This is a genomic window from Caproiciproducens sp. LBM24188, from assembly GCF_054130445.1.
Map to the genome: position 1 here is coordinate 328,357 of NZ_CP196862.1, position 21,152 is coordinate 349,508.

General features: G+C 52.9%; 20 protein-coding genes. 14 read left to right on the forward strand and 6 right to left on the reverse strand.

Features of this window, described 5'->3' with window-relative positions; translation table 11 throughout:
• Positions 1-12: 12 nt before the first annotated feature.
• The 7 genes from truB to ACSVDI_RS01545 all read left to right on the forward strand — a co-directional run bounded on the left by truB (position 13) and on the right by ACSVDI_RS01545 (position 8,074).
• Complete coding sequence (truB, locus tag ACSVDI_RS01515) at positions 13-930, forward strand: tRNA pseudouridine(55) synthase TruB (RefSeq protein WP_457944201.1); 918 nt, start codon at positions 13-15, stop codon at positions 928-930.
• 45 nt (positions 931-975) lie between these two features.
• Entirely contained in the window at positions 976-1,905 is a 930-nt protein-coding gene (ribF, locus tag ACSVDI_RS01520; protein ID WP_457944203.1) for a riboflavin biosynthesis protein RibF, read from the forward strand.
• A 210-nt stretch (positions 1,906-2,115) separates the two neighbouring features.
• Positions 2,116-2,379: a 30S ribosomal protein S15 gene (gene rpsO / locus ACSVDI_RS01525; RefSeq protein WP_457944204.1), complete on the forward strand. Its 264-nt coding sequence runs from the start codon at positions 2,116-2,118 to the stop codon at positions 2,377-2,379.
• A gap of 190 nt (positions 2,380-2,569) precedes the next feature.
• Positions 2,570-4,789: a polyribonucleotide nucleotidyltransferase gene (locus ACSVDI_RS01530; protein ID WP_457944205.1), complete on the forward strand. Its 2,220-nt coding sequence runs from the start codon at positions 2,570-2,572 to the stop codon at positions 4,787-4,789.
• A 177-nt stretch (positions 4,790-4,966) separates the two neighbouring features.
• The gene (gene proB / locus ACSVDI_RS01535) at positions 4,967-5,767 is read left to right on the forward strand and encodes a glutamate 5-kinase (protein ID WP_457944207.1); all 801 of its coding nucleotides are present in this window, start codon (positions 4,967-4,969) and stop codon (positions 5,765-5,767) included.
• Positions 5,768-5,901: 134 nt separating this feature from the next.
• The gene (locus tag ACSVDI_RS01540; protein ID WP_457944209.1) at positions 5,902-7,146 is read left to right on the forward strand and encodes a glutamate-5-semialdehyde dehydrogenase; all 1,245 of its coding nucleotides are present in this window, start codon (positions 5,902-5,904) and stop codon (positions 7,144-7,146) included.
• A gap of 16 nt (positions 7,147-7,162) precedes the next feature.
• Positions 7,163-8,074, forward strand: coding sequence for a hypothetical protein (locus ACSVDI_RS01545; RefSeq protein ID WP_457944211.1), 912 nt, complete (start codon positions 7,163-7,165; stop codon positions 8,072-8,074).
• Between the two features lie 126 nt (positions 8,075-8,200).
• Here the strand turns inward: ACSVDI_RS01545 and ACSVDI_RS01550 are convergent, their stop codons facing one another.
• From ACSVDI_RS01550 to ACSVDI_RS01560, 3 genes are read right to left on the reverse strand one after another with little or no spacing between them, the layout of a single operon-like run.
• A complete protein-coding gene (locus ACSVDI_RS01550; protein ID WP_457944212.1) occupies positions 8,201-8,587 on the reverse strand; it encodes a hypothetical protein in 387 nt (128 codons plus the stop codon).
• 12 nt (positions 8,588-8,599) lie between these two features.
• Complete coding sequence (locus ACSVDI_RS01555; RefSeq protein ID WP_457944214.1) at positions 8,600-8,980, reverse strand: hypothetical protein; 381 nt, start codon at positions 8,978-8,980, stop codon at positions 8,600-8,602.
• Positions 8,980-9,150 carry a hypothetical protein gene (locus tag ACSVDI_RS01560; protein WP_457944216.1) on the reverse strand — a complete coding sequence of 57 codons (171 nt, stop codon included), beginning with the start codon at positions 9,148-9,150 and terminating at the stop codon, positions 8,980-8,982. Before ACSVDI_RS01560 ends, ACSVDI_RS01555 begins: the two co-directional genes overlap by 1 nt.
• Before the next feature lie 189 nt (positions 9,151-9,339).
• On the opposite strand from ACSVDI_RS01560, the gene ACSVDI_RS01565 reads away from it, so the two are divergent.
• The 3 genes from ACSVDI_RS01565 (at position 9,340) to ACSVDI_RS01575 (ending at position 12,874) form a co-directional block, all read left to right on the forward strand.
• Positions 9,340-9,858: a YfcE family phosphodiesterase gene (locus ACSVDI_RS01565; RefSeq protein ID WP_457944218.1), complete on the forward strand. Its 519-nt coding sequence runs from the start codon at positions 9,340-9,342 to the stop codon at positions 9,856-9,858.
• A gap of 242 nt (positions 9,859-10,100) precedes the next feature.
• Positions 10,101-11,795, forward strand: a complete 1,695-nt coding sequence (locus ACSVDI_RS01570) for a phospho-sugar mutase (protein WP_457944220.1) — start codon at positions 10,101-10,103, stop codon at positions 11,793-11,795.
• 152 nt (positions 11,796-11,947) lie between these two features.
• Positions 11,948-12,874 carry a DUF7916 family protein gene (locus ACSVDI_RS01575; RefSeq protein ID WP_457944222.1) on the forward strand — a complete coding sequence of 309 codons (927 nt, stop codon included), beginning with the start codon at positions 11,948-11,950 and terminating at the stop codon, positions 12,872-12,874.
• A 327-nt stretch (positions 12,875-13,201) separates the two neighbouring features.
• Here the strand turns inward: ACSVDI_RS01575 and ACSVDI_RS01580 are convergent, their stop codons facing one another.
• A complete protein-coding gene (locus tag ACSVDI_RS01580; RefSeq protein WP_457944223.1) occupies positions 13,202-13,864 on the reverse strand; it encodes an N-acetyltransferase family protein in 663 nt (220 codons plus the stop codon).
• A 215-nt stretch (positions 13,865-14,079) separates the two neighbouring features.
• On the opposite strand from ACSVDI_RS01580, the gene ACSVDI_RS01585 reads away from it, so the two are divergent.
• On the forward strand, positions 14,080-16,674 hold the full coding sequence (locus tag ACSVDI_RS01585) for a heavy metal translocating P-type ATPase (RefSeq protein WP_457944225.1): 2,595 nt from the start codon (positions 14,080-14,082) through the stop codon (positions 16,672-16,674).
• Positions 16,675-16,693: 19 nt separating this feature from the next.
• Positions 16,694-16,966, forward strand: coding sequence for a metal-sensing transcriptional repressor (locus tag ACSVDI_RS01590; RefSeq protein ID WP_457944227.1), 273 nt, complete (start codon positions 16,694-16,696; stop codon positions 16,964-16,966).
• Positions 16,967-17,416: 450 nt separating this feature from the next.
• On the opposite strand, the gene ACSVDI_RS01595 is transcribed toward ACSVDI_RS01590, so the two are convergent.
• Positions 17,417-18,586 carry an iron-containing alcohol dehydrogenase gene (locus ACSVDI_RS01595; protein ID WP_457944229.1) on the reverse strand — a complete coding sequence of 390 codons (1,170 nt, stop codon included), beginning with the start codon at positions 18,584-18,586 and terminating at the stop codon, positions 17,417-17,419.
• A gap of 300 nt (positions 18,587-18,886) precedes the next feature.
• Here ACSVDI_RS01595 and ACSVDI_RS01600 point away from each other — a divergent pair, with 300 nt between their 5' ends.
• Positions 18,887-19,639, forward strand: coding sequence for an SDR family NAD(P)-dependent oxidoreductase (locus ACSVDI_RS01600; RefSeq protein WP_457944231.1), 753 nt, complete (start codon positions 18,887-18,889; stop codon positions 19,637-19,639).
• Between the two features lie 178 nt (positions 19,640-19,817).
• A complete protein-coding gene (locus ACSVDI_RS01605; RefSeq protein ID WP_457944233.1) occupies positions 19,818-20,408 on the forward strand; it encodes a hypothetical protein in 591 nt (196 codons plus the stop codon).
• A 69-nt stretch (positions 20,409-20,477) separates the two neighbouring features.
• On the opposite strand, the gene ACSVDI_RS01610 is transcribed toward ACSVDI_RS01605, so the two are convergent.
• Positions 20,478-21,098: a hypothetical protein gene (locus tag ACSVDI_RS01610; RefSeq protein ID WP_457944234.1), complete on the reverse strand. Its 621-nt coding sequence runs from the start codon at positions 21,096-21,098 to the stop codon at positions 20,478-20,480.
• Positions 21,099-21,152 lie beyond the last annotated feature (54 nt).

Genomic DNA, 21,152 nt, shown 5'->3' on the forward strand with positions numbered 1-21,152 from the left:
AGGAGGGATTTTTTGGACGGCGTTATCATCGTGGACAAACCGCAGGACTTCACTTCGTTTGACGTGGTCGCAGTCATGCGGCGGCTGAGCGGAGAGCGTAAAATCGGGCACACCGGAACGCTCGACCCAATGGCCACGGGCGTGCTGCCCCTCCTTCTGGGAAAGGCAACGCGCGCCATCCCCTTTCTGGACGATACCGACAAGGAATATGCCGCGTCCTTTCGTTTTGGCGTTTCTACCGACACACAGGACAGCACTGGAAAAATTCTGGCAGAAAGCGACGTACCCGTGCCGCGCGCCCGACTGGAGGCGGTTTTGCCCGAATTTTGCGGGGACATTTTGCAGGTGCCGCCCATGTATTCCGCGGTGCGGAAAAATGGACAGCGGCTTTACGACCTTGCGCGGCAGGGCATCGAAGTGGAGCGGGAGCCCCGCCCCGTAACGATTGACCGGCTGGAGTTAAACGACTACGACGAAGCGGCCCGAACCGGCAGCCTGACCATCCGCTGCTCCAAGGGCACCTACATCCGCACCATCTGCGCGGACCTTGGGGAGCGGCTGGGTGCGCACGGCGTGATGACCGCCCTGCGGCGAACCGTGGCTTCCGGCTTTACGTTGGCGGACGCGGTCACGTTGGAGCAGGCAAAAGAGTTGGCCGTGCGTGGGGAACTGCAGGAACACGTGCTTCCGGTGGAGCGCCTATTTCTGCGGAACCCGGTCCTTACGGTGACCACCGCGCAGGCGTCACGTTTCTGCAACGGAGGCGCACTCAGCCTGAACCGCACCGCGCTGGCGTCGGAAAGCGAGCAGGACGGCGCCGTTTACCGCGTGCATTCCCCGCAGGGGGAATTCCTTGGGTTGGGAACGGTTTGCGCGGCCAGCGGCGAGCTCCGGGTGCTCCGGCTGTTTGCCGAAGCGCATTCGAACTAACTGCACGGCGGGTATTTTGTAATACAAATTTGGAGCGCATGGACCATGAAGATCTATTCGAAACTGGCACCGTCTTCCGGTGATTCGGCGGTTGCGCTGGGCAATTTTGACGGCCTGCACATCGGCCATCAACAGGTGATTTCCCGCGCAGTCGCGGAAAAGGAGCACGGACTGATTCCCACGGTTTTTACATTTGCAGCGAATCCTTTGAAGGACCTCGGCGGAAACCCCGGCGGGGAGCTGATTACCCAGGAGCGTAAAATCGCATTGCTGGAAGAAATGGGCGTGGAACAGCTTTATATTTTGTCTTTTTCGGAGATTAAGGATTTATCGCCGGAAGAGTTCGTTTCCGGTGTGCTAGAAGGCATCTGCCGGGCAAAGCGGGTCTGCTGTGGGTTTAACTTTACGTTCGGCCGCGGCGGGCATGGCAACAGCACCATGCTGACCGAGCTATGCGAAGCTCGGGGCATTGCGGTCAGCGTCATCGAGGCGGTGCTTTCCGGCGGCGAAACGGTCAGCTCCACGCGCATTCGGGGGTTGATTTCCTCCGGTGCTGTGGATGAAGCAGCCAAACTGCTGGGCAGGCCGTACGGTTATGTGACCCAAGTGGTGCACGGCCGTCGACTTGGGCGGGAGCTGGGCACCCCCACCCTGAATCAGGCGATTTCGGAACGGCTTGTCCTTCCGCGCTTCGGCGTGTATGTGTCCCGCGTGTTTCTGCGGGGGAAAGAGTACATTGGCGTAACCAACATCGGCGTAAAGCCCACCGTCGGCTCGCCCTGTGCGCTGGCGGAAACCTGGATGCCGGAATACACAGGGCCGGATTTTTACGGCGAAACCGTCCGAGTTGATTTAATAAAATTTCTTCGCCCTGAAATCTGTTTTTCTGGTTTAGAAGAGCTGAAAACGGCAATTCTAAAGGATGGGGAAGATGCAGTTCACTTTTTTTGTGAATCGAGCAAAACCGAGAGCTGACTGAATTTTCTTTTCTGCAAAGCAGTTTTTCGAGTTCCCATTCGGCCTGCAGACAAGCCCTTAGGAAAAAATGATTTACAAAAAGAAATGTTCATGTTATAATTTATCTGTATTATGCCCCTTTCCCGGATTACGGAGCAAGCCCCGAACGGGGATTTCACCGGCCGCATTCTGCGAATGAGGGTAAATTTTAAAAAGGTGGAAAGAACCATGTTAAAAGAAGAAAAGACAGCGATTATTAAAGAGTATGCCATGCACGAAGGCGACACCGGTTCTCCGGAGGTTCAGATTGCTGTTCTGACCAAGCGCATCGACGATTTGACCGAGCACCTGAGAACCCATAACAAGGATCACCATTCCCGCCGTGGTCTGCTCAAAATGGTTGGCCAGAGAAGAAATCTTCTCAACTACCTGATGAAGACCGACATCGAGCGTTACCGTACCCTGATTGCCAGACTTGGCATTCGTAAATAATCACAGTCTGTTTGGGCAGGCGGCATATGCCGCCTGCCTTTAGGCTATTTATTCTTATTTATCATTTTGAGTTTTTAACATTTACAAATCAAACGGGTGAAATGGATTTTAGCAGTGAAACGAACCCCCGTGCGCGGAGGCTGGTTTTATTGCTAAACCTGTTTCCCCGCTATGAAAAAGGAGGAACAGTATGTTCGAAAATTTCAAAGTGTTTTCTACCGATTTTGCAGGACGCCCGCTGGTTGTGGAAACCGGTAAAATGGCGCAGTTAGCCAACGGCGAATGCCTGGTGCGCTACGGCGAAACCGTGGTTCACGTTGCCGTAACCGCTTCTGCCAAACCGCGTGAGGGTGTGGATTTCTTCCCGCTTTCCGTTGACTTTGAGGAAAAGCTTTATTCCGTAGGCCGCATTCCGGGTTCTTACCTGAAGCGTGAGGGCCGCCCGAGCGATAAGGCCATTTTGGTTTCCCGTGTGATTGACCGCCCCATTCGCCCGCTTTTCCCGAAAGATATGCGCAACGATGTTTCCGTCGTTTGCACCGTGATGTCAGTTGACCACGATTGCCTGCCGGAAATCGCGGCTATGGTGGGTACCTCCATTGCCCTCAGCATTTCCGATATTCCGTGGAACGGGCCGATTTCCGGCGTTTCCGTCGGCTATGTGGACGGCGAATACGTGATTAACCCGACCTCCGCACAGCGTGCCGTTTCCCAAATGGCGGTCACCGTAGCTTCCACCGATTCCCGCATCGCCATGATTGAGGCGGGCGCGAACATCGTAAGCGACGAAGTGATGTACAACGGCATTATGGCGGGCCATGAAGCCAACCAGAAAATCATTGAGTTTATCAAAGGCATTCAGAAGGAAATCGGCAAGCCGAAGTTCGAGTACCCGAGCAACGAGCCGGACGAGGAAATGCTCAATGCCATCAAGGAATTTGCCATGGAGGACGTAAAGCTTGCGCTCGATACCGACGACAAGAACGTCCGCGACGAACGCCTGAAGCCGATTTACGAAAAAGTGCATGAAAAGTTCGACGAGATTTACCCCGAGCAGGAGGCAAAAATCGACGAATGCATGTATCGCACGCAGAAATATATTGTCCGCCGCTGGCTGCTGGATGAGCAGAAGCGCGTGGATGGCCGCGGTATGGATGAGATGCGTCCGCTAGCGGCGGAAGTGGATCTGCTGCCCCGCGTGCATGGTTCCGGTATGTTTACCCGGGGCCAGACGCAGGTGCTGACGGTGGCCACCCTTGGCCCGGTCAGCGACGAGCAGCTTCTCGACGGCATTGACGAAGAGGAAACGAAGCGCTATATTCACCAGTACAACTTCCCGTCCTATTCCGTGGGCGAAACCAAGCCGAGCCGCGGCCCGGGCCGCCGTGAAATTGGTCATGGCGCACTGGCGGAACGCGCGTTGGTCCCGGTGATTCCTTCGGTGGATGAATTCCCATATGCCTACCGTCTGGTTTCCGAAGTGCTGTCCTCCAACGGCTCCACTTCCCAGGCTTCCATCTGCGGTTCCACACTGGCCCTGATGGCTGCGGGCGTGCCGATTAAGGCGCCGGTCGCGGGTATTTCCTGCGGCCTGATTACCGAAGGCGACCGCTGGATGACCATGGTGGACATTCAGGGTCTGGAGGACTTCTTCGGCGATATGGACTTTAAGGTGGCCGGTACTAAGGAAGGCATCACCGCCATTCAGATGGACCTGAAAATCAGCGGCCTGACCCCGGAAATGGTGAAGGAAGCGCTGGAAAAGACCCATAAGGCCAGAAACTATATCATTGATGAAATCATTTTGAAAACTATTCCGGAGCCGCGCAAGGAACTTTCCAAGTACGCTCCGAAGATGCTTTCCATGACGATTCCGGTGGATAAAATCCGCGAAGTAATCGGCACAGGCGGAAAGGTGATTCAGAAGATCTGCGCAGAATGCGACGTTAAGGTGGACGTGGAGGAAGACGGCCACGTTTATGTTTCCGGCATCGATGCCGACAACTGCAAACGCGCATTGACGATTATTGATACGATTGTGAACGACCCCGAAGTGGGCGCGATTTACAAGGGCAAGGTAACCCGCCTGATGGATTTCGGCGCATTCGTTGAAATCGCACCAGGCAAAGAGGGCCTTGTGCATATTTCCCGTCTGGACGTGAAGCGCACCGAAAAAGTGACCGATGTGGTCAACGTAGGCGACGAGGTCATGGTTAAGGTGTTGGAAATCGACGACAAGGGCCGCTTGAACCTGTCCCGCCGTGATGCTTTGATTGAGGTGGAGGGTCTGGTTCCGGAAAACGAAATTTCCGATGCACCCCGCCGTCCGCGCCGCGATGACCGCCGCCGTGACGATCGTCCCCGCGCAAGCAACGGCTTTATCGCCAACACCAATAAACCAAGACAATAATTTTCATGATCCGCACTCATAATATACGTCACAGCCATCCGATTTTCGGGTGGCTGTCCGTTTATCTCCGGAAAAGGGGAGTATGGGTGGCGCCGAAGTCCCCATTTATAGATAGTTCTTCAATCCGCTTCTAAAATATGATATAATTTAGTTTACTAAACCGAAGGAGTAAAAGATATGTCCGCAGTCACTCAGGCGAAACGAATTGTAGTAAAGGTCGGCACTTCTACGCTGACTTATGAAAACGGAAAAATGAACCTCCGCCGCATGGAAACGCTGTGCAAGGTGCTGACCGACCTGCAGAATTCCGGCAAGGAGATTATTCTGGTTACCTCCGGTGCCATCGGGGTCGGGGTTGGAAAGCTGGGTCTGCGGGAGCGACCGCAGGAAACGGAAAAAAAACAGGCCGTCGCCGCCGTGGGGCAGTGCGAGCTGATGTTTACGTATGACAAGCTGTTCGGGGAGTACAACCGCACCGTGGCGCAGGTACTGCTTACCGCGGACGTAATTGCCAATGAAATCAATAAGAAAAACACACAGAATACCTTTAATGAACTGATTAAAATGGATATTATTCCCGTCGTGAACGAAAACGACTCCGTTGCCATCGACGAGCTGGTGGGAAACAACTTCGGCGATAACGACACGCTTTCCGCAACCGTCGCGATTTTGACCAATGCCGACCTGTTGGTTATCCTCACTGATATTGACGGGCTGTACGATGCCAATCCGCGTGTTAACCCGGACGCGAAGCGAATCCCCTATGTTGCGCAGGTTACGGACGATATCCGCGCGCTGGCAGGGGGTACAGGTTCCAACCGGGGCACCGGCGGCATGAGCACCAAGGTAAAGGCGGCGGCCATGGCAAACGAGGCAGGAATCTGTTGCTGCGTAATAAGCGGCGCCGACCCGAAGATACTGTACCGTCTTTTCGACGGGGAACAAATTGGGACAGTTTTCGGTGGACAAAGGAAGTAAAATAAGGAAAATGAACCGAGAACAAAGAACATGAGACCGGAAAGAGTAAATTGTTTTCACAAAACCCGTATCTACAAGCGGCAAATCGGTTTCAACGGTGATTCATTGTTCATTGATTAAAGGAGTGTTACGGTATGACTGCTCTGGAAACCATGGGAAAAAACGCAAAACTGGCAGCGCGCGTGCTGGCAACGGCGGGCGCAAAAAAAGATAAAGCCCTGCTTGCCATGGCCGACGCACTGGAAGCAGGAGAGGCAGAAATCCTTGCCGCAAATCAGGAGGATCTTAATGCTGCGCGTGCCGCCGGCATGAGCGATTCCCTGCTGGACCGTCTTGCGCTGAACCACGCGCGGATTCAGGGCATGGCACAGGGCGTGCGCGCGGTAGCGGCGCAGAGCGACCCGGTCGGTACCGTGGTGGGCGGAAGCGTCCGCCCGAACGGCTTAAAGATTGAGCAGGTGCGTGTGCCGCTCGGTGTCATCGGTATTATTTATGAAGCCCGTCCGAATGTGACCGCCGACGCCGCGGCGCTGTGCCTGAAAGCGGGCAACGCCGTGATTCTGCGCGGTGGAAAAGAAGCGTTCCGTTCCAATCAGGCAGTTGCACAGGCGATGCGCTCCGCCCTGGAGCAGGTCGGTCTGCCAAAGGACTGCGTGCAGCTGGTGCAGGACACCAGCCGTTCCTCCGCGGTAGAGATGATGCAGCTGACCGAATACCTTGACGTTCTGATTCCCCGTGGAGGCAAGGGGCTGATTCAGTCCGTCGTGCAAAATTCCCGTGTGCCGGTTATTGAAACCGGCGCTGGCAACTGCCACGTTTTTGTGGATGAATCCGCCGACCTGGAAATGGCGGCAGAGATTATCTTTAACGCCAAAACGTCACGCCCTTCCGTGTGCAACGCGATTGAAACCATCCTTGTCCACAAAAAGATTGCGGAAAGGGCGCTGCCGGTTATCAAAGCCCGGCTGGACGAAAAGCATGTGGAGCTGCGCGGCTGCGAGCGGACATGCGCCATTTTGGGGGATTCGGTGCTCCCCGCCACAGAAGAGGACTGGGCAACGGAGTACCTGGATTATGTCCTTGCGGTAAAGGTTGTGGATAGCCTGGAGGAAGCGATGGAGCATATTGCGCGGTATTCCAGCGGGCACAGCGAAGCGATTGTGACCGAAAGCTACCGCAATGCGCAGCGGTTTACCCAAGAGGTGGACAGCGCGGCGGTGTACGTGAATGCTTCCACACGCTTTACCGACGGCGGCGAGTTCGGGCTGGGCGCGGAAATCGGAATTTCCACCCAAAAGCTGCACGCGCGCGGGCCCATGGGTGTGAACGAACTGACCTCTACAAAATTTATTGTGACCGGCAGCGGTCAAATTCGATAGGAACGGGGCTGTTTGAATGAGCAAGAAAAAAGAAAAAAAACAGGTCAGCGGCTTTTCAGCCGACTACCGAGGCGCTTTCGATCAGTCGGCGGAAAAGGAGCCCGTTGACCCTGTCATCGCCGAGCAGGATGTCGACGATTTCCTGCCGGAAGACCATGAAGATCCCGACGAGGAGCTGCTGACCAAATGGTCCGAGGAACCGGAGCCGGCTGAGCAGCCAGCTCTGCCCGAGGAGCAGCCGGAGGAACTTCCCAAATCAAAACCCGCCGCCCGCCGGCGCGGCAGGCGGCGCTACGGCGTGGCGGTGGGTTCCCTGGTACTTCTTCTTGCCCTGACGGGCGTGGTGTTTATTGTCGGCACGCTGGGGAAGCAAATTTATTCCGCTGCGACCGACGACAGCAAACTTCGCGCTTACGACACCTTCCTTACGCCGGTGGTCATGCAGGACCCGCAGCCGTTCGCATCCCCGGACAAAGCTCCGGATGACCTGGTTCTGAACGCTTCGCTTTGGAAAGCGATTACGGCGAACAATGGAACGAATTACACGGAATATGACGACGCGGGCAAAGTACTGGTGCCGCTGGGCGACGTGGTGCAGGCTTGCCGTGACCTGTTTGGACCAAACTGTCAGCTTCAGCCGAAAACACCCGCGCAGGAAACCTTTTTTACGTATGACTCTGAGGAAAATAAATTTCACGTAGCACTTTATTCTTCCGACAGTACGTTTATGCCGTACACCGTGAAAGCCAGTAAACAGGGTGACAGTATCGTCCTGCGCGTTGGTTATGTTTCCCCGAGCGATACCTGGAGAACCCAGACATCCAGCACGGTGTCCGGCCCGAAGCCGACAAAATATATGAACTATGTATTGAAAACCGATACCGCGACCAACAAGGAGTATATCTACGCGGTGCAAGCCGCGTCCTGAATCGGTGCGTCCAGACTTTTTTTCTTCTGACCTTTCAGATTCATTCCTGTTGGGATGGTTTGCAAAAATACGCCCTGTTTTGCACACAGGTGCGGTCCTGCTGAAAAAGCGGGTTCCGCACGGTGCTTACAGGATCAGGTACATCAGAGCCAATATCACCCCCGTATCGGCCTTTTCTTCCATTAATATGACTAGAAGAACTAAAATCAGGGTTCGTTCACTGTCGGCCATCAAGCTGTCGAAAAGATCCCCTACCGGCCCGGGAAGATTCGGTTTAAAGCCGCTGGCAGGGGGATTGTGCGCGTGGGGAGGCGGCGGTTCAGCCGGGGCACGGGGCGGCTCCTGTGTATGCCGGACCGGAACGGAACCGGGCATGGGTGCTCTTCCCGTGGGGGGCCTTGCCGGCGCAGGGGGAGGAACAGGAGGTTTGGCCCGGGCCTGCATCTCCCTTGCCCTCCGAATAGCCTCTTGCTGGAGGTACTGCATATCGTAGCTGTTGTTTGTATCGGCCATGGCCTCTACCCCTTAGAATAAGTTGAACAGTCCGCTGCTTTTGAGCAGGGGCAGAACACGCATCAGCTGAAGCAGCTTGATGGCTTCATCCAGTTTTTTCTGGCGCTCAGGGCCCAGAAGTGGCCGCAGCGCGTGCAGCAGCCGTGTGTTGTCGTCTTCCTGACGGATGGCGGACAACAGTGGCGCCACTTTCATAATGGTGGTCACCGTGTCGCCATCCAACGGGGACGTGGATTTCGGTTGCTCCGGCTGCGGCGGCTGTGGTGCGGGCGCTGGCGGAATTGCCGGCGCACCGGCGGCCGACCCACCCAAAAGACCGGCAAGGTTCTTGATTTGTTCAAGACTGCCGGGGTTGTTCAGCAGCTCGCCGAGCTTCGAAGCAAGGTCATCCATTATTTTCCTCCCTTTATTTTTTTCATGAGCTGCTGTGCTTCCGGTGTGCTCAGAATTTTTTGCGTTGCGGTTTTGTCGGCCAGGATGCTTTCCAACGTCTTCTTGTCCTGATCGCTAAGCATGCTTAACAAACTGTTGATCATTTGCTTTTGATCTTCATTATTTGGCATACTATCACCCCATATCATTGTATGTTGAGGGTCTTGAATATATAACCCCCGCTGTGTGCTTTACGGCTTGTATTCTACGGGAACGGCATTCCATCGGCCGGAACGGTTTGCCCGTGTTTCGCTCCGGCAGCGGCGGGAATATTATAGATTGCTGTTCTAAATTATGTAATGCACGGAGAAACGGTGATAATGTTGACGGAAAAAATAACAGATCTTGAAACAAAGGAAGCGAACGATGCAATGCGGGTTTTAGTGGTGTCTGATACACACCGGGATGAATACGCCCTGCGCAGGGCGATTTTAAGCCAACCCCGGGCCGAAGTGGTAATTCATCTGGGCGATGGCGAAGAGGAAGCCATTTTGATGAAAGAAAGCTTCCCCGATAAAATGTTTGTGCTGGTGCGCGGGAACTGCGACTGGAATTCCATGCTGCCCGTGAAAGAGGAAATTACCCTGATGCAAAAGCGCCTGTTCTGTACGCACGGCTATACGTATCGGGTAAAAATGGGATTGTGGGACGCAAAAGCGGCCGCGCGTGACGCAAAGGCGGATATTCTGCTTTATGGCCACACCCACGTGGCACAAACCGATTATGAGGACGGCCTGTATATTATGAATCCCGGCAGTCTGCACGGTTCCCAAGGAACGTACGGAATTATCGACATTACCTCCGCCGGCATCGTAACCAATATTCTGAAACTTCATTGAATAAACAGAAAAGTAGGGAAAGATTTTTCTTAGAATACGATTGACAGCGGATTTTTGGAATGCTACCCTTTTATAGAGAACGAATTATTACGGGAAACGATGAGGGAATCGCGGATTCCATCGTAAGGCCGCAGTTCAAAGCCGCGGATCATCTGACTTGAGTGGCTTTTGAAGGGCTTTCAACAGCGGTTCCCAAGAACCAATTCAGCTTATTATTTTATTTAGAAGGGATTGAGACTGATATGACAGAATATGAGAGATGGCTCAATACAGAACTGGATGACCCTGATTTAACGGAGGAACTCCGCAGCATTCAGAATCAGTCGGAAGAAATCAACGACCGGTTTTACCGCAATTTGGAATTCGGAACCGGCGGACTGCGCGGCGTAATCGGCGCCGGGACGAACCGGATGAACGTATATACGGTGCGAAAGGCGACGCAGGGCCTTGCGAATTACCTGAAAAAGCATACGAAAAAAGCCTCTGTGGCCATTGCATATGACAGCCGCATTAAGTCGGAGCTGTTCGCCCGCCAGAGCGCCGCGGTACTTGCCGCCAACGGAATCACCGCGCATATTTACCCGTGGCTTTCGCCTACGCCGACCCTTTCCTATGCCGTTCGGTACCTGAAATGCGATGCGGGCATCTGTGTAACCGCAAGCCACAACCCGGCCAAATACAATGGTTACAAGGTTTACGGCAGTGACGGCTGCCAGATTACCCTGAAAATGGCAGACGAGGTACTTGCTGAAATCAATGCGCTGGATATTTTCAATGATGTAAAGCAGATGGACTTTGACGAGGGTCTGCGCCAGGGCTTAATCCAGTATATTGCCGATGACGTGATCGACTCCTTCCTCGACGAGGTGCAGGGACAAAGCGTCATCGAAGGCACCTGTGACGGGCTGAAGGTGGTTTACACCCCGCTGAACGGCACGGGCCGCGTTTGTGTAACCCGGATTTTGGACCGCATTGGGGTAAAGGACGTTACCGTAGTGCCGGAACAGGAATTCCCGGACGGCCATTTCCCGACCTGCCCGTTCCCGAACCCGGAAATCCGGGAAGCGCTGCAAAAGGGCTTGGAATTAAGCGAACGGGTCAAACCCGACCTGCTGCTGGCCACGGACCCGGACTGCGACCGCTGCGGCATCGCCGTAAACCAGAATGGGAAATTCGTGTTGATGACCGGAAACGAAGTAGGCGTACTGCTGCTGGACTTTATTGCCCGCAGCCGGATTCAAAACGGCAAAATGCCGAAAAATCCTGTGGCGGTTACCACCATTGTCAGCACCGATATGGCGGACCCGGTAGCGAAGGAATACGGTATTGGCATGGTTCGCGTGCTGACCGGATTTAAATACATCGGCGACCAAATTGCGCTGTTGGAAGAAAAGAACGAAGCCGAACGCTATATTTTCGGATTTGAGGAGAGCTACGGTTATCTTTCCGGCGGCTATGTGCGCGACAAAGACGCGGTAGACGCCAGCATGCTCATTTGCCAAATGGCGTACGACTACAAGAAAAAAGGCATGACTTTGGTGGATGCCATGGAAGCGCTCTACCGTAAGTACGGTTATTATAAGAATTCCTTGATGAATTTCGGCTTTGAGGGCGAAGACGGCATGATTCAAATGGGGAAGATTATGGACACCCTGCGCCAAAATCCACCGAAGGAAATTGCGGGCGTTCCCGTAGTGGGATGGAGCGATTACCAGGCCTCTGTGCGCCACGACGGTGGAACAGAAACGGAAATTACCCTGCCGAAGTCCAACGTGTTGGAATATCGTATGGAAAACGGCGGCAAGCTGATTGTCCGCCCAAGCGGAACCGAGCCGAAAATCAAGATTTATCTTTCTGCGAACGCTGCCAGTCATGAAGCGTCGCAGGCACTGGTAAAGGAAATGGAGGCCGCGGTGCCCGCACTGCTGGGCATTTAACGGCTCGCCCGGCAGGGCAAAACGGGCGGGTTCCCGGTGAAAAGAATCAGCGGCACTTTCGTGCCGCTGATTTTGTTATGGAAGACAGTGCCGCTGCGCAACAACCGCGCAGGGGACAGGTACGGCAATACCGTGCGGAAAAGAGGGACATAATGGCAAAACGGTTTATCGACTGCGGAGCTTCCGATTTTCGGAATATGAATAAATATGAAATCTTGAAATCTATTGCCCAGAGCGAAGGACGCGTGCTGGCGTGTGAAACCATCGGCGCAGTACAGCCCATGTTGGGCAACCTGACCAACGCGGAGCTTGCGGCGGCTATGGGGGCGGATTTCCTGATTCTGAATATGTTTGACGTGAACGACCCTTTCCTGTGGGGGATGCCGCCGGTGGAAAAGGGCGAAATCATCCGTGAGCTGAAACGCTTGACGGGACGCATCATCGGCATTGAGCTGGAACCGCAGGATGGCAGCTACCCGGGCGCAGAGGACGAGGATGGGGAACGCATGGCCGACGGACGGCTTGCCACGCTGCAAAACGCACAGAAAGCCTGCGCCATGGGTGCGGATTTGATTGTGCTGACCGGCAGCCCGGCCGCGCTGGCGCAGAACCCCGCCATTATCGACTCGCTCCGGGAAATTTCAAAGGAGCTGGGCGATCGTGTAATTTTGGCCGCCGGGAAGGTGCATCCTTCCGGCATGCTGAAAGAGTCAGGGCAAAAACTGATTACGAAAGACGATATCCGCCTGTTTGCGGATGCAGGGGCGGATCTTATCCTGTTGCCCGCACCGGGAACCGTGCCGGGCATTACGATGGAATATATCCGCTCGTTGGTGGAGTTTGCCCACAACGCGGGTGCGCTGACGATGACCACGGTGGGAACTTCGCAGGAGGGTGCCGATCCGGATACCATCCGGCAGATTGCCCTGATGTGCAAAATGACCGGTACGGATATTCATCACCTGGGCGACACAGGTTATGTGGGCATGGCGCTGCCGGAAAACATTATGGCCTATTCCATTGCGATTAAAGGGGTGCGGCATACCTACCGCCGAATGGCACGTTCTATTAATCGATAAGGCACAAAATAACTATTAATTATATAAGTTTAAAATTTTTTTTATAAAATACGTAGAAATTGTTGACATATTAACGGCTGCATGCTATTATAATTACAGTTATACGAGACAGAACAAACGTAGTTCGCGCGATATATTTGAATCAGCGCCATGCGTATGCATACTATCTTTTAAAGATAGGTCGGTCTGTATATTCACAGGAGGTTGAGGATTTTCCTCAACCTCCTTTTTCGTTGTATTTCGAAGAACAAGAAGAGCTTTGCCCGTATAGAAGGACCCCCCGGCTGTGCCGGGGGGTGGGGTAACTCTTCATATGAAAAGCAGGGGTCAGCCGTTTATTTCATGATCCCCGCCAGGCATGGAATTTTTCTTTTCTGAAGACGGAGAAGATTTGTGGGAAAGAATGTTTGTTTCCGATTTCCACAGCTGCTGTATCAGAAATTCTTCATCTAGTTCATAGAACGGCATGCAGGGTTCCGGTTTTTCGGGAAAGGATGCAAGCTGCTTTTCCATGACAATTAAATCATACCATTTTCCGAATTTATATCCGGTATTTTTATAAACACCCAGCGCATAATAGCCTTGACTGCGGTGAAACCCTTCGCTGGCGGGGTGTGGGTGCGTGATGAGCGCATACAGATTGATGTAGCCCTGCTCCCGAAGAATGGTTTCCATACAGGAGTACAATGCGGCGGCAATTCCCATGTGGTGGAATTCCGGTGCAAGGTAGATGCTGACCTCGGCGTCCCATTGGAACGCCGCACGGGGGCGGAAACGGGCCGCATAGGCGTAGCCGGCCGCCTGGCCGTCCACTTCACAAATCAACCACGGAAATTGGTTTGTGACGGTTTGAATCCGGTTTTTAAAATCCTTTAATCCAGGCACTTCATATTCAAAGGTAATTGCTGTGTCCCGCACATAGGGAGCATAGATTTCCAGCATGGTTTTTGCGTCGCCTATATTGGCGAAACGGACTTTTATTTGTTTCATTCAAATCGACCTTTATTAACAGTATTCCTAAACGGATTATAGCACGGAAACCGGGGGATTCCTAGAGAGTAAACGGATGTAATATATGGCATCTTAGTTTCCCATTTTTAAAACGCTAAAAATGTAAGAACCGCTTGACAAACCCGAGCGGTTCGTCTAAACTAACTATAGACACCCCACCGGGGTGTAGGGTTTTGCTTTTAAGGGGTGATAATATGAAGCAAAAATATAATATTACGGGAATGACCTGCTCCGCTTGTTCCGCTGCGGTGGAAAAGAGCGTGCGAAAGGTGGAGGGGGTTGCTTCTGTTCAGGTGAACCTTCTAACCAACAGTATGGCGGTGGATTACGATGAAGCGGTAACCGAAAGTGGCGCAATTATCCGTGCGGTGGAAGAAGCAGGCTATGGGGCCTCCGAACAGCGCGCGGGCAGCAAAGCGGAGCAACCAGTGAAGGTTGCGCCTTTGGAAGGGCAGCTCCGTGGGATGAAACGTCGGCTGATCGTTTCCTTTTCGTTTTTGATTCCTTTGCTCTACATTTCCATGGGGTATATGCTGGGACTTCCTCTGCCGGGGTGGCTCCACGGCACGCAAAACGCGGCGGTATTTTCGTTCCTGCAGTTTTTGCTTACGCTCCCGGTTGTTTTTGTAAACCGCAGTTATTATCAGGTGGGCTTTAAAACGCTGGCACACCGGTCGCCCAACATGGATTCGCTGATTGCCATCGGTTCCTCCGCCGCGCTGGTGTACGGCGTATTTGCCATTTTTAAAATCGGCTATGCACTAGGCCATGGCGACAGCATGACGGCGGAGCATTACAGCATGGACCTGTACTTTGAGTCTGCCGCAACTATTTTGACGCTGATTACGCTCGGCAAGTTTCTGGAAGCTCGTTCCAAGGGGAAAACATCGGAAGCGCTGGCAAAGCTGATGGACCTTGCGCCGAAAACTGCCGTGGTTCTGCGCAGCGGGCAGGAGCAGGAAATTCCGGTGGAACAGGTTGCCGTGGATGATATTGTTGTGGTCCGGCCGGGGCAAAGCATTCCGGTGGACGGCGTGGTGACAGAAGGCAGCTCGGCGGTGGACCAGTCCGCCCTGACGGGCGAAAGCATTCCGGTGGAAAAGCAGCCGGGTGACCCGGTGATGGCTGCCACCATCAACAAAACCGGATTTTTGAAATTTCGCGCGCAAAAAGTGGGCGAAAATACAACGCTAGCTCAGATTATCGCGCTGGTAGAGGATGCGAACGCGACCAAAGCCCCGATTGCCAAGCTGGCGGATCGGATCAGCGGCATTTTTGTGCCGGTGGTCATCGCCATCGCCGTGCTGTCCGCCGCCGTGTGGCTGCTATTGGGACAGTCGTTTGAATTTGCCCTTTCCACGGCGATTGCAGTTCTGGTGATTTCCTGCCCCTGTGCGCTGGGCCTTGCCACGCCGGTGGCTATTATGGTTGGCACGGGGCGCGGCGCTTCCAACGGCATTCTGATTAAATCAGCGGAAGCGTTGGAGGTAGCCCGCTCGGTCAAAACGGTGGTGCTCGACAAAACCGGTACCCTTACGGAGGGAAAACCCCGTGTGACGGATCTTTTTCCCGCGTTCGGTGTTTCGGAAGAGGAACTGCTCGGGGTTGCGGCTTCGCTGGAACAGCCCTCGGAACATCCGCTTGCCGGGGCGATCTTGGAATATGCTCAGGAAAGAAAAGTCAAAATCCGCCCGGTGGAGGCGTTTTCCGCCATTCCTGGGAAAGGGGTATCCGCCGTGCTGGACGGGACAACATATTTTGCGGGGAATCCCGCACTGATGGATCAGCAGGGAATTGATGCCTCATCCGTAGCGAAGCAGGCAGAGGCACTGGCGCAGGCTGGGAAAACGCCGCTTTATTTTGGCGGCGCGGGCCGGCTGCTCGGCGTAATCGCCGCGGCGGATGTCATTAAGCCAACCAGCCATGAAGCGGTTGCACAGTTTAAGGCAATGGGCATCGACGTAGTAATGCTGACCGGCGATAACCGCCGTACAGCGGAAGCCATCCGCGCGCAGCTTGGAATTGACCGCGCGGTTTCCGAGGTGCTCCCGCAGGACAAGGAAGCCGAAGTTCGCCGGATTCAGCAGCAGGGCGGCAAGGTGGCTATGATTGGTGACGGAATCAACGATGCCCCGGCGCTGGTACGTGCCGACGTAGGCATCGCCATCGGCGCGGGAACGGATATTGCGATTGATTCTGCGGACATAGTGTTGATGAAGAGTGACCTGATGGACGCAGTTACGGCCATTCAACTCAGCCGCGCGACGCTGCGCAATATCAAAGAAAACCTGTTCTGGGCGTTCTTTTACAACTGCATTGGCATTCCGCTTGCGGCGGGCGTTTTTTACGCCCTGTTCGGCTGGACGCTCAGCCCCATGTTTGCCGCAGCGGCCATGAGCCTGAGTTCCGTCTGTGTGGTGACCAATGCCCTGCGGCTTCGCTTTTTCCACCCCCGCAGGGAAACGATTTCTATCAACGGCGTAAAACAGACCTCCACGGAGCATTCCGTGATAAATATACAACAAAATACGGCATTGCCGGAAGGAGAAGATTTGACCATGAAAAAAGTAATTACCATTCAGGGAATGAGCTGCGAACACTGCCAGAAGCGCGTGGAAGACGCACTGAACGCCATTACGGGCGTAGAGGCCAAGGTGGACTTAAAAAAGGGAACTGCAACGGTATCCATGAAGGACCCGGTCGATGATGAAACGCTGAAAAAGGCAGTCAGCGACGCGGGGTACAAACCGGTCAAGGTGGAAGAGAAAAAGGGCCTGTTCGGCAAGTAAACAGATGGGGGATACACGGATGCAAGCGGACAAGGCGAAAGTGACCCGGCTGCTCAAGACCGCGCGCGGCCAGCTGGACGGTCTGCTGAAAATGGTGGAGGACGACCGTTACTGTACCGATATTTCCAACCAGCTGATGGCCACACAGGCGATTCTGCGCGCAGCCAATAAAGAAATTCTGCACGCGCATTTGAACTGTTGTGTGCGGGAAGCATTTGAGCAGGGCGATGAGCTGGAGAAAAATAAAAAAGTTGAAGAAATATTAGCAATGCTTGATCAACTGACCAAATAACAAACAAAACTCAAACAGGGCCGGAAGAAATTTCATTCTTCTTGGCCCTACTTTTATGGAATTAATCGGAATAAGTAGCTTTTGATTTAATTTATAAAAAGATTAATACATAAATTTATATAATTTTTGTATATTTAATTCAAATAGCGTAATATGGGATATTAATAAAATATTAAATTTGCCGATACTCTTATTGCGGGATGATGCATCAGCCAACGCTTAGCGGCACGCAAAGGCAAGGGAAATGCGCCCCGGGCGAATGATTCCGAGCAAAAGGATTAAGACGGTTTCAAAATATCGGATTCCCGCGAAAAACCTGTATTTTTCTTTCGCGTATAAGTCGAAATCCCTCCATAAAACGAAACGGCATACGCCTTTTGGCGTATGCCGTTTCGTTTTCACTCTTTCCGCAGGTCCGCTTGTACCGCTGCACCGGAAAGGGAACTTCCATTAGAGAGAAGCCTTGTAAATCGCCAAAACATCCTTTTCATCGAGCGGGTAATAGGCATTCTCCAATCCCATGGACGCTGCTTTCTTGGCCATGATTTCCAGATTTTCTTCGCCAATGCCGACTTCGCGGAGCGTGGAGGGAATGCCGATTTCCGTAAAGAAATCCCGCGTCTTCTGAATGGCCTGTTTCGCAATCTCCATCTTGTCCAAGTCCTCACGGATGCCCCATACGTTGATTCCGTATTCCGCAAACCGGTCCACCGTGCTCTTGTCGTGTTCCAACACATAGGTCATCCAGTTCGGGGTCAAAATGGCAAGCCCAACGCCATGGGTAATGTCATAAAACGCGCTGAGCTCGTGCTCCATGGGGTGTGCGCTCCACGCGACATCCGCGCCGTAGGATAGAATTCCGTTGATTGCGAGGCTGGACGCCCACATCAGGTTTGCGCGTGCTTCATAGTTATGGGGGTCATTTACGGCGATCTTTCCGTATTTGATGCAGGTCTTCAGCAGGCCTTCCGCAAAGCGGGCCTGAATGAATGTGCCCGGAACGCGGTTGAAGTACACTTCAAAAATATGGCTCATAATATCCGCCGTACCGGCTGCGGTTTGATTTTTCGGCACGGAATATGTGTATTCCGGGTCAAGAATGGAAACCTTCGGTTTTAGTGCAAGGCCGGCGGTGCCGAACTTGTCGTTCTTGCTCATGTCGGAAATTACCGCGTTTCCGTTCATTTCGGAACCGGTTGCGGCAAGGGTCAGCACTGTAACAAGAGGAAGCGCCCGCTTGATTTTTTCGGGGTGGATGACCAAATCCCAGGCATCGCCGTCATAGCAGGCGCCCGCTGCAACGACCTTTGCGCAGTCAATGGAGCTGCCGCCGCCGACCGCCAGAACGATATCCACATTGTTCTCTTTGCAAAGGCGGACTCCTTCCCGTACGGATTCAATCTTTGGATTCGGTTCCACGCCGGAAAGTTCAAAAACCGGAATGTTGTTTTCCTTCAGCTGGGCAAGGACCTTATCATACAGGCCAGTCCGCTTAATGCTGCCCCCGCCGTACACCAGCAGGGCGCGTGTCCCGTACAAGCTGACAGCCTCCCCAAGGCGGGCGATTTGGCCTTTGCCAAACAGAACCTTTGTCGGAATGTAATACTCAAAATTGTTCATGTGAACCATCCTTTCTTTTTTAGAATCCGCTTCTTCCAATTTATCACTATTGTAGCATATCATACCCCGCCATTCAATCAGGTCGGCCGTAAAATCAGGGCTTTTTTGGGGTTGGCCGAAGGCATGTCCGGGGGTGAAACCGGATGCCGTCGAGATCCTCCAAAATCGCAGTTCGTTTTTTCTATTGTGGACTGGCGGGTTGGTTACCAAACTCTTGCATTTTTATTTCCAATCGGCTATCATGGGAGCAAACAGTTATTCCTTTCGGTCGGTTCGAAAGGAGCCTAAAGGAGGCATTCGATGAAAGCGCTGATCACAGGTGCAAGCTCAGGAATTGGGCGCGATATGGCGCGAATTCTGAGCGATAAAGGATATGATGTGATACTGGTAGCCCGCAGGCGGGAACGGTTGGAACAGCTGGCCAGTACCCTCAAAACAAAAACAGAGATTATTACCGCCGACCTGTCCAAACCGGAGGAATGTTTCCGTGTGTTTGAGCAGGTGAAAAACGATGCGGTGGATGTGCTGATTAACAACGCAGGCTTCGGCCTTTTCGGTGCGTTCGACGAAACCGACCTGGACCGGGAGCTACAGATGCTGGATACGAATATCCGTGCGGTCCATATCCTGACCAAGCTGTTTTACCGCCAGATGAAGGAACGGGATTCGGGTTATATTCTCAACGTCGCGTCCTCTGCGGCGTTTTATCCAGGACCGCTGTTGTCGTCCTATTATGCGTCCAAGGCCTATGTGTTCCGACTGACGGAAGCCCTGTCGGAAGAACTCCGGCGTTCCGGCAGCCATGTGCATGTTTCCGTACTTTGCCCGGGGCCGGTGCACACGGAGTTCGATTCGGTCGCGCAGGTAAAATTCAGCGTAAAGGGGCTGGAAAGCCAAACGGTGGCTGCCTACGCCATTGACGGCATGTTCCGGGGCAAGCTTGTGCTGGTGCCGGGCGGAATCATGAAATGCGCCCACGTTTTGGGTCGCTTTGTTCCCGATAAGCAGCTTTTGAAAATCGCGTATCATATGCAGAAGCGGAAAACGCAGTAAAACAGAATCCTATGGGATGCCATGGAATCAGAATTCAATGGAATTTGAATTCCATGGCATCAATTTTATTTTACGTTCCCTCTCAGAAAAATTCGGTCGAATTTCGGAGGGCATATTTTTGTTTTGGGCAGCATACCATTCATTGATCTGCGGGTGACCATGAATGGGAGGGAAAGCAATGGCTGAGGTTGCGGCGAAAGAGTTCAATCAAGATTTTTTGGATATTTTGGAGCTTTGGGACCTAAATTATTCCATGGTAATGGACTGCCGCGCAAAAGCGTGCGAACTGTATGTAAAAGCGTTTTCCGACCAGGAAAGCGCTGTTTTTGGAAGCTATCAGCTCACGGTTCTATATAAGAAATCATATGTGGGCGATGATAAAAATTTTGCCACATATAACGTCCGAAAAAACATCTGTATAAAAATTCCCTATGCGGCGGCGCAGAATGCCCAAGCGGAGCTCCTTTTAGAGCCGGTGTGCCCATTCCGGTACGAAGGCAGCACGCAGAAAAACGCGGCGTGGAGGGTGCAAATCAAAGGGAAAATCCGAATTTTCCGCGCGGCCGAAGAGGAAGCGCCGAAGGAGGAAGAATGCCTGAAAGAGGAAGAACCATCTCCGTCTAGCGGGGAAAAGCCGAACGGCGCAGCGGAAATGCTGGTGGAATCCGACACCCTGCAGTTTGAGGAAAACGAGGATTTCCCCATGGAACAGCTGCTGGAGATGGATCTGGATTCACTGAAAAAGCTGAAGGAGCAGAAAAAACTATAAAAACACCGGCGGGGCCGCGTTATCAGCCCCGCCGGTGGATACTACGAAATTTGAGGGAAATCGTTTGGTTTAATATTCGGGCTGTACCTTGACTTCCTCAATGCGGATGATCTTAGCAGAGATTTTGACCAGGATTTTTTCGAGAAGCTTGTTATAGGTTACTGCCCAATCCGGAGCGCCTTTGCACGGGGGATTTGGGTCCAGCAAGTCTTCTTTTTCGCCTTCCACAACCGCACTTAAAATTTCTACCTTGTCACAGTCTTTCACTTTTTCCTTCGTCTTAATTTCAACGAAGGTAGAGAAATAGGCGCGCGTTGTAAAATGATACACAGGCCCGTTTACATCTTCGCAGGTGAAGTCCGTGATGGTCTTATAATTTACGTTTTTATCTACGTAACCGTTGATAATTACTTTATTCAGCCACCACTTCTGGTCATAGTCCTTGTCGTCGTAGCAGTCATCGTAGTTCACGGAGGGAACCAGTTTTGCTTGCGTGATGACCACGTATTTATCTACGTCTTTAATTCGGAAAATTGGGGGACTTGGCGGAGAAATCTTGGATTCCTTTACGACAAGGTGCTGCTTTTCCCCTTTACCAAGGATAACAGGAACCTGTATTGTCTTTTTGGGCGGCTTCGGAGGAGGGGGAGGAAGTGGTCCGAGATATTCTTTGGTATCTATTTCACTCATAAGAACGATTCACACTCTTTTCTAAATGTTAGAGGACCAGGACTGTTATATTAT

Bases quoted from the DNA above. Each gene is read 5' to 3' on its own strand.
- ribF (WP_457944203.1), top strand. From the start codon at position 976: ATGAAGATCTATTCGAAACTGGCACCGTCTTCCGGTGATTCGGCGGTT.
- rpsO (WP_457944204.1), top strand. From the start codon at position 2,116: ATGTTAAAAGAAGAAAAGACAGCGATTATTAAAGAGTATGCCATGCAC.
- ACSVDI_RS01530 (WP_457944205.1), top strand. From the start codon at position 2,570: ATGTTCGAAAATTTCAAAGTGTTTTCTACCGATTTTGCAGGACGCCCG.
- proB (WP_457944207.1), top strand. From the start codon at position 4,967: ATGTCCGCAGTCACTCAGGCGAAACGAATTGTAGTAAAGGTCGGCACT.
- ACSVDI_RS01540 (WP_457944209.1), top strand. From the start codon at position 5,902: ATGACTGCTCTGGAAACCATGGGAAAAAACGCAAAACTGGCAGCGCGC.
- ACSVDI_RS01545 (WP_457944211.1), top strand. From the start codon at position 7,163: ATGAGCAAGAAAAAAGAAAAAAAACAGGTCAGCGGCTTTTCAGCCGAC.
- ACSVDI_RS01550 (WP_457944212.1), bottom strand. From the start codon at position 8,587: ATGGCCGATACAAACAACAGCTACGATATGCAGTACCTCCAGCAAGAG.
- ACSVDI_RS01555 (WP_457944214.1), bottom strand. From the start codon at position 8,980: ATGGATGACCTTGCTTCGAAGCTCGGCGAGCTGCTGAACAACCCCGGC.
- ACSVDI_RS01560 (WP_457944216.1), bottom strand. From the start codon at position 9,150: ATGCCAAATAATGAAGATCAAAAGCAAATGATCAACAGTTTGTTAAGC.
- ACSVDI_RS01565 (WP_457944218.1), top strand. From the start codon at position 9,340: ATGTTGACGGAAAAAATAACAGATCTTGAAACAAAGGAAGCGAACGAT.
- ACSVDI_RS01570 (WP_457944220.1), top strand. From the start codon at position 10,101: ATGACAGAATATGAGAGATGGCTCAATACAGAACTGGATGACCCTGAT.
- ACSVDI_RS01575 (WP_457944222.1), top strand. From the start codon at position 11,948: ATGGCAAAACGGTTTATCGACTGCGGAGCTTCCGATTTTCGGAATATG.
- ACSVDI_RS01580 (WP_457944223.1), bottom strand. From the start codon at position 13,864: ATGAAACAAATAAAAGTCCGTTTCGCCAATATAGGCGACGCAAAAACC.
- ACSVDI_RS01585 (WP_457944225.1), top strand. From the start codon at position 14,080: ATGAAGCAAAAATATAATATTACGGGAATGACCTGCTCCGCTTGTTCC.
- ACSVDI_RS01590 (WP_457944227.1), top strand. From the start codon at position 16,694: ATGCAAGCGGACAAGGCGAAAGTGACCCGGCTGCTCAAGACCGCGCGC.
- ACSVDI_RS01595 (WP_457944229.1), bottom strand. From the start codon at position 18,586: ATGAACAATTTTGAGTATTACATTCCGACAAAGGTTCTGTTTGGCAAA.
- ACSVDI_RS01600 (WP_457944231.1), top strand. From the start codon at position 18,887: ATGAAAGCGCTGATCACAGGTGCAAGCTCAGGAATTGGGCGCGATATG.
- ACSVDI_RS01605 (WP_457944233.1), top strand. From the start codon at position 19,818: ATGGCTGAGGTTGCGGCGAAAGAGTTCAATCAAGATTTTTTGGATATT.
- ACSVDI_RS01610 (WP_457944234.1), bottom strand. From the start codon at position 21,098: ATGAGTGAAATAGATACCAAAGAATATCTCGGACCACTTCCTCCCCCT.